Raw genomic sequence first — 3,003 nt, forward strand, 5'->3', positions numbered from 1 at the left:
GGCCTGGATATCCACCGCGCTACCGCCGCCGAAGTGTGGGGAAAAACTCTCGACGAGGTGAGCGACAACGACCGCCGCAACGCCAAGGCCATCAACTTCGGCCTCATCTACGGCATGAGCGCCTTCGGCCTCGCCAAACAACTGGGCCTGCCGCGCAAGGAAGCCCAGGAATACATCGATCTCTACTTTGAGCGTTACCCCGGCGTGAAAAAATACATGGCCGACACCCGCGCCCTGGCCGCAGACAACGGCTACGTGGAAACCGTCTACGGCCGCCGCCTCTACCTGCCGGAAATCCACAGCAAAAACGGCCAACGCCGCCAAGCCGCCGAACGCGCCGCCATCAACGCCCCCATGCAAGGCACCGCCGCCGATATCATCAAGAAGGCCATGATCAAAGTGCACGACTGGCTGGAAACCACCGACTTCGACGCCAAGATGATCATGCAGGTGCACGATGAACTGGTGTTTGAAGTGGCTGAGGATCAGGTGGATGATCTGGTCAGGGAAGTGAAGGCGCGTATGGAGTCAGCGGCGGAATTGAAGGTGCCGTTGATTGTGGATGCGGGGATTGGGGAGAATTGGGAAGAGGCGCATTGACAATAAAACAAAAACCGCAACCCTTATTCCATATCGGTATATGCAGTCAATGCAATAGTTGCTAGTGTTGTGCTATCTTCTCGTGCCCAAAAAATAACCGACTACGGATAGTCAAATTAAGGAGGACGCGGTGGATTTACTCATTAGCGGCATTGCTATTTTGATAGTTTGCGCTGGCATTGGTCACGTCCTGTTTACTATTAAAGTAGCGGTTAACGCCAAAAAGCTTGATGCTCAAGAAATGTCCAGCCGAAAACACGGCCTCTTTATCGAGCATGGCATGGTTTTCAACAAACAAGACGGCTCAGGCGTAACCCCTCAGCAGAAACTGTCAGACTACTTTTACGACTCGATATCGAAATAATTACATTACTCTCAGCTTTATCAAAGGTGGGCCCATCCGGGCCCACCTTTATTTTATGGGGTTAAAAAACATGGAAGAGCTAGTTGGGGATGGAGCCAACCTCAGCCACTATAATTATGTTGCGTGGATCCCATGCCTCAGCGGAAACTTGGTTTTTGACTTCATTGCTCCATGCCTCGGCCAAAACCATACACACGTTCCGATTTTTTCAAAGACAAAGACAAACCTTATCTACTCTGAAAAAGACTGGCAGGACAAACCTGCAGACTTAACAGGCAAAACAAGCATATTACTTCGCACCGAAGAGCATGGAGAAGTTCTAACTGGCGAGATACTTCTTGCCCCATCAGGAAAAGCAGCAGCGGATTGGAAGGTCAAACTTAGACATAAGAACATTCAAGAAAAAAATAGCTCCCAAGATTTCATCAATAGCTTACCTGCTCAAAGCAGGGCAAATGTATACGTCCTGGCTTTCTCCGTGCACAAATCGGGCATTACTTTTCTATCCACGAAGAAGATCAACACCCCCGATAACGAGCCACAAAGCGCATCAACTCTCGCTCGCCAAGCCTTTTATTTTATAAAGTACTGCCTACACAGACACAAGCACCACCCAAAATCGATCGATAGCATCACCACTACTGAAGAAATTTTTTCCGATAACGACAAACGCTCCCCTGCAAAAAAAATTATTGATCAACTAATAAGATCACTTGTCGAGCTGAAACGCCTGTACTCTGACCTTGGAAAATCCGAAGGAAATAGACACATGGGGTTAATCGCCTACACGAGATCGCTCGCTCAAATTATCAAAGAGCACAAACTGGAAAAGCCAGAATACTGCGACTCCATCTTGATCTATCTTGAAAACTTTGAAAAATCTTTTTCTGCCATAAGGCAAGAACGCCATGAAAAAAGCGAGAAAAAATCCAAGTCGATCACGCTATCTCTTCAAATAACATCATTTCTTCTAGCTTCATTTTTTGCATTCACGGTTATCTCCTTCAACCTACACCGACTAAAACCAGAAAAGCATCACGGCGAAATCGAGCCCTACCCCGAATTGTTCACCACTTTTTTCTCTGATTACCTAAACATTTATAACTGGTTATTCTTAACAGCAGGAATAACACTTCTAATTCACATTTATTTCTCTGGCTGGTTCGGAAAACTCAATCGAGTCGTTGTAAAAAGCTACTTCAAACAAGAAAGGTTTAGCTACCTGCGTGCAGCAGCCCACATCCTAGGATCATTCATAATAATCTCCGCCTCTCTGTGGATATTATTTGGCAGACAATGAACCAGCAAGGTCATGAGGGAGCCAGGGTCAGGTCTTGCATCGTGCATCCCTCACTATACGGCTCACGCTCGAACGGTGCAGCCCGAAGTAATCAGCTATCTCTTTAAGGTTAAACGCCCCAATGGCATGAGCCGCTGCGATGGCGCTATTACGGTTCGGGGCCGTCGACTCAAAATCCGCCAAGGGTTGTGCCACGCGGCGTTTCTGGATCGAGCCGAAATAGGGACACGAAATAGGGAGAAATAGGGGACACGCACTATGCCCCCTCTCGCCACTCCCCCGGCGATGTCCCCACCCACTGCCTGAACGCCCGGTTAAACGAACTCTGCTCCGCAAACCCCAGCAGCATGGTGATCTCGAACAGGGACAAAGACCGGTCGCGCAGGTAGCTTTGTGCCAGTTCCTGGCGGGTGCGGTCGAGCAGGCCCTGGAAGGTCTGACCGCCGGCGGTGAGACGGCGCTGCAGGGTGCGCACGGACAAGGCCATTTCGCTGGCCACTTCTTTTAGTGATACCCGCGCATCCGGTAGCAACCGCAAGAACACCTGCTGCACCTGAAAGGCAAAGGGATCGTTACCCGGCAGCGCATTGGACAAGGCCATGGACTGGCGATCGAGAATCTGGCGCAGAGCAGGATTTGCCGTGGGCAGGGGAATGCTGAGGTAATCCGCCGGAAAGCGCACCGACACATATGGCGCGGAGAAGCGCACCGGGCAACCAAAGAAGGCCTCGTACACTTC

At 50.1% G+C, this 3,003-nt stretch carries 4 protein-coding genes; 3 read left to right on the forward strand and 1 reads right to left on the reverse strand.

From position 1 onward, the window contains the following. From ACN0IC_RS14840 to ACN0IC_RS14850, 3 genes are all read left to right on the forward strand, one after another. On the forward strand, window positions 1-600 hold a 600-nt coding region (locus ACN0IC_RS14840; RefSeq protein ID WP_416879553.1), incomplete at its 5' end, for a DNA polymerase. Between the two features lie 130 nt (window positions 601-730). Beyond that, window positions 731-964 carry a hypothetical protein gene (locus ACN0IC_RS14845; RefSeq protein WP_039926664.1) on the forward strand — a complete coding sequence of 78 codons (234 nt, stop codon included), beginning with the start codon at window positions 731-733 and terminating at the stop codon, window positions 962-964. Between the two features lie 70 nt (window positions 965-1,034). Further along, a complete protein-coding gene (locus ACN0IC_RS14850) occupies window positions 1,035-2,264 on the forward strand; it encodes a hypothetical protein (RefSeq protein ID WP_416879554.1) in 1,230 nt (409 codons plus the stop codon). Window positions 2,265-2,520: 256 nt separating this feature from the next. Here the strand turns inward: ACN0IC_RS14850 and ACN0IC_RS14855 are convergent. Beyond that, the coding region (locus ACN0IC_RS14855; RefSeq protein WP_416879555.1) for a helix-turn-helix domain-containing protein at window positions 2,521-3,003 on the reverse strand (483 nt) is incomplete at its 5' end.

Source organism: Litorimonas sp., assembly GCA_029936425.1.
In the GTDB taxonomy this organism is placed as follows: domain Bacteria; phylum Pseudomonadota; class Alphaproteobacteria; order Caulobacterales; family Maricaulaceae; genus Litorimonas.